The sequence below is a fragment of the Butyrivibrio sp. genome (assembly GCF_017635265.1).
Lineage (GTDB): Bacteria > Bacillota > Clostridia > Lachnospirales > Lachnospiraceae > Butyrivibrio.
In genome coordinates, this window is the sequence record NZ_JAGBLU010000004.1 from 128,187 (window position 1) to 134,679 (window position 6,493).

At 35.6% G+C, this 6,493-nt stretch carries 5 protein-coding genes; 4 read left to right on the plus strand and 1 reads right to left on the minus strand.

The genetic code is table 11. The features are described from left to right. Nucleotides 1-246: 246 nt before the first annotated feature. Complete coding sequence (locus J6O61_RS01095) at nt 247-891, minus strand: RpiB/LacA/LacB family sugar-phosphate isomerase (protein WP_292208556.1); 645 nt, start codon at nt 889-891, stop codon at nt 247-249. A 202-nt stretch (nt 892-1,093) separates the two neighbouring features. On the opposite strand from J6O61_RS01095, the gene J6O61_RS01100 reads away from it, so the two are divergent. From J6O61_RS01100 to J6O61_RS01115, 4 genes are read left to right on the plus strand one after another with little or no spacing between them, the layout of a single operon-like run. Further along, on the plus strand, nt 1,094-2,449 hold the full coding sequence (locus tag J6O61_RS01100; protein WP_292208559.1) for a tetratricopeptide repeat protein: 1,356 nt from the start codon (nt 1,094-1,096) through the stop codon (nt 2,447-2,449). Then, the gene (locus J6O61_RS01105; protein ID WP_292208562.1) at nt 2,446-3,132 is read left to right on the plus strand and encodes a thiamine diphosphokinase; all 687 of its coding nucleotides are present in this window, start codon (nt 2,446-2,448) and stop codon (nt 3,130-3,132) included. Before J6O61_RS01100 ends, J6O61_RS01105 begins: the two co-directional genes overlap by 4 nt. Next, complete coding sequence (locus J6O61_RS01110; RefSeq protein ID WP_292208564.1) at nt 3,129-4,322, plus strand: cation diffusion facilitator family transporter; 1,194 nt, start codon at nt 3,129-3,131, stop codon at nt 4,320-4,322. The genes J6O61_RS01105 and J6O61_RS01110 overlap by 4 nt, the downstream gene beginning before the upstream one ends. A gap of 18 nt (nt 4,323-4,340) precedes the next feature. Next, the gene (locus J6O61_RS01115; RefSeq protein ID WP_292208567.1) at nt 4,341-6,035 is read left to right on the plus strand and encodes a DUF4153 domain-containing protein; all 1,695 of its coding nucleotides are present in this window, start codon (nt 4,341-4,343) and stop codon (nt 6,033-6,035) included. Nucleotides 6,036-6,493 lie beyond the last annotated feature (458 nt).

Here is a 6,493-nt window from a genome sequence, read left to right on the forward strand (position 1 = left end):
CAAAGATGTTATCGCAATGAACAGCAAATTTAGTTGATAAAAGTCCTGATGAGCGATTTATCTTGAGCTGCTGATGAGTAGAATAAAAAATACTGTCATAGCTTGTGCTTTGAATAAGCATGAAACAAGCTATGACAGTTTTTTTAATTCGTCACGAATCACAGCGAAAGATACAGAGTGAATCAGGACTTTTATTTACTTAAATTTGCGTCCTCACCCCAAAACCTTCTGCGTAGCATTCCCTAATTATTTGCCGAGAATCTCGTGAACAGCTGCCTTGATGCTCTCATCCTTGGCATTTGCATCAAAGTACTCAAGAAAATGTTCTCCTGAAAGAGCACCCTTTACAAGTTCCTGATCAAGATTTTTAAGAATTGAAGGCACATCCTGAACATAAGTTACTTTCTTAACTTCATCAAGGATCTTCTTGTTTCTCTGCTCCGGAACAGCTCTTTCTCTAGGATATCCCTGACCGCTTTCTTCACAGAAAAGCTTCTCAAAGATGTATTCGAGATTGAGTTCGGCACCCCATCCTGACTTCAAGGCAAAATTGATTGAAATAGCGTTGCCGTCGTTGATCTGTGCAAATGTGTAAGCATCAAGTGGATCTGTAACATGACCGCAGATAACGCCCGGGAAACTGTTGCATGCAAGCATTGCGCCTTCGCCGGTTCCACATCCTGTAATAACGTAATCTACTGCGCCTGAATTAAGAAGAACGCAAGCAAGGATTCCGTTCTGAACATATGTGAGCTGTGCGGCATCATCGGCTGAGTACATACCATAGTTAAATACTTCATAGCCTTTCTTGTCGGCAACTTTCTTTAAAGAGTTATAAATCATTTCATTTTTAGCAGCCTGACTGTTTTCATTAATAAGTGCAATCTTCATTGTTTATCCCTCCATATATAATCATATTTTAATTATATTAAAAAAATGAGTCTATGCCTTTTAAAGCTTTGTGTTATTTTTGCAAGATTTTAGTCAAAGTATTTTGTCATAATTGTGGTCTTTAGATGTGGGACTTTTCATGCTATACTAAAAATTGTTTTTACTTTACAGATTTTTAATATTTGAAAGAGCAGGAGTTGTTTTGAGTTACAAAAGAAATACATTAGCAAATTATTCTAAATATAGAAAACATAGACGTAAGAAAAAATTTGATATTAAAAAGATTGGTATTTTAGTTGCGTCCACAGCTGTTTTGATTGTGGCAGGGTACTCTATATATTCACATTTGCCGTTTGTCAAGGTTAATAAAGCTATTGCGGCAGGTGACAGGTATACGGAAAATGCTGACTATGACGCAGCAATTGAGTCTTACACCAAAGCTATCGATATAGATTCGAAATCAGTTAAGGCATATTCTAATCTGGCAGGAGCATACCTTAGCATAGATGATTCGGAAAATGCCAAAAACACTCTTTATACAGGATGGCAAAACACAGCAAACGAAGGACTTCTTGATAATTATCATATTCTAATTCTTAATGAAGCCGTTGCCTCTATGAATGATGAAGAAGCTGATTTGAATACTGTAAATTCTATTCTTTCAGTACTAACCGATGATAATGATAATGAACAGGCATTATCTTTACTGGAAGCAGCTTCTGAAAGATGCTTTGAAAATAGCTACGGAGATAATGCCGACTTACTTTTTAGAGGGGAAAATTTCAAGTTCCCGGATTATGATAATATGGTCAGATCAATGCTGTCTGTATATGAGACGGTACCTTCAGATACTCTAAAAAGTGTAATACTGTCATTTGTGACACCTAATATCAGTTCTTTTACTTTAAATCTTGAAGATGTCGATAGTTATAATAAACTGATTCAGGATGTATCGGATAAACTGGGCACAACTGATGAAATTGAAAGCTTTAAAGCATGTATAGATAATTCACAGGAAGTTCTATCAATATTTTCCGGAATTTTTGAACAGCTTGATGTGGGAAATGTTGATGAACTCAGAAGCTTTGTTGTATCGGATGACTATATTTCTTTAAGAGATGTTTTCCTTAATAAAGAAAAAACTCTTTTGGAAAACACTACTTATGTACCTATAAGTAGAGAAGCCATCGTTCTTAACTGTAATGAGGATTCCTGGACCTACAGATTTCTTGATTTTGAAGAAAATCCATCTACATCAGGTGTTATAACACTTTGGGCCAATTTTTTTGAGGATGATGGAGTTCAGAGAGCCTCCATATCGTATGAGCCTGCGGCTATAGATAATAACATATATCCGCATACTCAGTATTCTGTAACATATCTTTACAGCTATATTACATCAGGCAATTCTACTAAAGTTGCCAAAATGAATTACCGATTAGATACGCTTATTACTTATGAAGACGGATCCACCAATGAGACAGTTGTAGGTGACTGGGGCGGAGCCAATGAGTGGGTTATGGACATAGATACTATTGAATCCAGGATAAAAGCATGAATACAAATATAAAAGAAGGAAAATGTGTGATTATTTCAGCAGGAGATTTTTATCCTGTTGAGATACCTGTTGAAGAAGGCGATCTTTGTATAGCTTGTGATGCCGGATTTTTGCATGCACGAGACGTGGGAGTGCTGCCGGATCTTATAGTCGGAGATTTTGATTCTTTGTCAGAGGCCGGTGAAATTGCTCTTCGTGATCTTATGGAAATAGAAGCAAGTGACCCACAGAGAATTGTCAGACTTAATGTAAAAAAAGATGATACCGATACTATAAAAGCGGTTAAAATCGGGCTTGAGAAGGGATATAGAAAATTTTATCTCTATGGAGCTCTTGGCGGAAAACGAGTTGATCACACCATTGCTAACATTCAAACCTTGAATTTTATTAAAAATCATGGTGCTAAAGGCTATATTATGGAGCATGACAAGATGCTTCTTGTAGCAAGGAATGAGACAATAAAATTCCATCGGGGGAATACCGGCTATATTTCTGTTTTTTCCCTTTCTGATGTGTCAAAAGGGGTGACTATTAAGGGACTTATGTATAATCTTGAGGGAGGAACGCTTACTAATGATTTCCCTCTTGGAGTGAGCAATGAATTTATCATCGATGAGGAGGCAGAGATAACTGTAGAAGAGGGGACTCTACTTATCACAGTGTATTTCTCTGATGAGATATGATTTGTTTTTTGGCAAAACTTTTGATCAAAGATTATGATCAGGTACAAAATCCGGGCGTAAGAAGGCAATATGGCATCATTAGTGGGGGTATGGGTATTGCCTTTAATATTTTTCTTTTTGTTACAAAGTTTTTGGCCGGAGTTTTTAGCGGATCTATTTCTATTTTGGGCGATGCATTCAATAATCTGTCAGATGCTACATCATCTGTTGTTACTTTGGTTGGCTTTAAACTTTCAGGTCAGGAAGCAGATGAAGAGCATCCATTTGGACATGGTAGAATTGAATATATTGCAGGTCTTATAGTTTCATTGTTTATTATTCTTACCGGTGTTGAGCTGGTACAGTCTTCTGTTAAAAGAGTCATTAACCCTGACCGGGTTGAGTTTAATCTTTTTATTGGAGCAATTCTTATTATTTCCATTTTTATAAAACTTATTATGTTTCATAGTAATATGTCAGCTGCCAAGCTTATTGAAAGTGCTACTTTAAAATCTGTTGCAATTGACAGTATTTCAGATGTGGTTACTACTTCAATAGTTCTTTTGTCAGCTCTTATCAATTATTTTTTTAAATTCAATATTGACGGAGTTGCAGGTCTTTTGGTGGCACTTCTTATCATTAAATCAGGTTGGGAAGCTGCTGTGGATACCATTAATCCCCTTTTGGGAGAGCCGCCAAGCAAGGAGTTTATTGAGGATGTAGTTTCAACTGTTACTTCATATGAAGGAGTACTCGGGGTTCATGACATTGTGATCCATAATTATGGACCAACCAGGATTTTTATGTCTTTACATGTTGAGGTTCCTGCAGTAAGGGATCTTATTTCCGTTCATGATCTGGTGGATTCAATAGAAAATGAACTACACCAAAAATACCATTGCATAGCTGTAATACATATGGATCCTGTTGTAGAAGGGGATCTGGAGACGGATGAATTAAAGGAACGGATCAGTAAGGCCTTATTTCAGCTGGATCCGAAGCTATCTTTTCATGATTTCAGAATCATACATAATGAAGGAACTAAAAAGGTGCTTAAGTTTGATGTTGTTATTCCGTATAACTATGCGTTATCAGATACATTTATCATTGATTATTTAAAAAGATATTCCCTTATAGATAAAGATCTCATGGATATAGAAATAACCATTGATAAGGAAAAAGAGACTGGGAATTTAGACAGAAGGAAATAAATCTGGAGGAATTGTGTTATGAATTTGTTGTGGGTTGAAAAAGTTAAAACGAAGCTGATTGATGTTATTAAGGAGCATATGATTTCTGTTTTGGTATTCCTTGCAGCAACAGTTATATGGGCTATTTTGGGGGATGGCTATCATGATGATTATTTATTTGGAAAAGTTCTTCCGTTTTTTATGACTTTTTTATTTTGCTTAACCTCGGGAATTTTATTGTGCGAGTCCATTAAGCTTAATTATGCCGGCTTTGGGAGAAAAGGGAAAATAGCCTGTGCAGTAGTAATGGTAATCTCCATAGTCGTTTCCTTTTGGTATGCGGCAATAAATTCGATACTTGAAAGTTTACTTGAGAAAAATGTACAAGGTGCAGGTGTAATTACAGGGACAACCTATGATTTTGTGATTTTTTATATAGTGGCAACTTTAGGCTTTACAGTATATTTTTTGTACAAAAGATCCGGTGAAAAATTTGAAATATACTGTGCCAAAGCTTTTTGCGGACTTATGAAAGCTCTTTTGATATATGGGATCATTGCTCTGGGGGTTCTGATAGTTTTGCTGATCTTTAGCGAACTTATTATTGATACATCCGGGATATCTTTGATTTTAAGAGCTGAAATATTGATAATTGGATTTGTAGCATATCCGTGTGCTCTTATGGGCTTTTCAAAAACAGAAGACTCTGTTTCAAAGTTTGCAAGGGTGGTTCTTTCCTATATCTTACCGGGAATTTTATTGATTGCATTTTTAATAATCTATCTGTATATATTTAAGATTTTGTTTACCTGGCAGTTTCCTAAAAATCAGGTGTTTTCAATATTAACAGCGCTTTTTTCCAGTGGAATTGTAATTTGGACCATGGCTGCAGGAAGCTGCGATGAGAAATTTGCATCACCGGTTAAATTGCTGCCGTTTCTGTTTATACCATTTATAGTTCTTCAAATAATGTGCCTTCATATGAGAGTGGCAGATTACGGATATACAAAGTCAAGGTTTTTTGGACTGGCTCTTATAATTTTTGAAATACTTTATTTTGTGATGTATTCATTTTGCTATTTCATGAAAAAAGAGATGACGTACAGTTTGATATTTCTGATAATTGCTGTGACATTCTTTAGTCTGGTTATGCCTTTTACCAATTATAGAAGTGTGATTCTTATGTCTCAGAAGTTTAAAATTGAAGAGTACTTTACTGCAGAAAAATCAGATGCTGTAAAAAAGAAAGCAGCCTACGAAGCATATAAGACTATTTGGCGCGAGGGAGGATACACAGGATATAAATATTTACATGATAATTATTCCGAAGAACAGATAGAAGACTTAAAAAATGGCTCTGACACTGATGGGGCTTATAGTGACAGCTTTTACATTTATGCAAGTAATGATTTTGAATTTTTGAATATAGATGGATATAAACAAATATACTTTGTTGACTTTGAAATAGATAGTAGTGAGACCGATAAAGCAGTAATTGAAACAAAGGAAGGAAATAAAGTCGGGACTGCCAATATAAGTTCAATTATTTCTAAACTTACAGAACTGGATAAAGAAGGAATACTTGATAGCGACAGATCAAGGGAGATAATTTCTGGTGAAATTGATATTTCTCCCAATGGAAAGCTGATTATCACTTACCTTAATATTTCAGGGGACTATAGCGCTGAAACCGAGGTGGATTCTATAAATGTTTCAGGTTATGTTCTTAAATAAATGATTGTTATTTTGAACTTCTATATACGAATATAAAATTTTTGAAAAAAAATGAAAATTTTTGTTGACACATGAGTACCTCAGTGATATATTTATATTCGTTGCTGATGCAGCAGAAAACATTGCAAACGCAGCAGTGGAGCGGATTCTAAGCTCCTGCACCTTGACAAATAAACAGTAATGCAACCCTGAAAAATTCCAAAAAGCAATGAACGATGTGGAATCAGGAAAGCAAAAATCGAATGAGCCTGCTCAATGAGATTTATGATTGACTGATTACATTTTGCGAATGCAAAAGCTTGGGAATTACGAAGTAATTCGCAAGACCATTGTTCAGAGAGAATTATTCAGAACAAAGATTAGTAAATTAACGGACAGAACGAAAGCCAAGCTTAAGTTTTGACCAGATCAAACTTTTAAACGTGAGAGTTCGATCCTGGCTCAGGATGCACGCTGGC

Excerpts from the sequence above, each read along its gene's own strand:
- J6O61_RS01095 (WP_292208556.1), bottom strand. The coding sequence starts at position 891 with ATGAAGATTGCACTTATTAATGAAAACAGTCAGGCTGCTAAAAATGAA.
- J6O61_RS01105 (WP_292208562.1), top strand. The coding sequence starts at position 2,446 with ATGAATACAAATATAAAAGAAGGAAAATGTGTGATTATTTCAGCAGGA.
- J6O61_RS01110 (WP_292208564.1), top strand. The coding sequence starts at position 3,129 with ATGATTTGTTTTTTGGCAAAACTTTTGATCAAAGATTATGATCAGGTA.
- J6O61_RS01115 (WP_292208567.1), top strand. The coding sequence starts at position 4,341 with ATGAATTTGTTGTGGGTTGAAAAAGTTAAAACGAAGCTGATTGATGTT.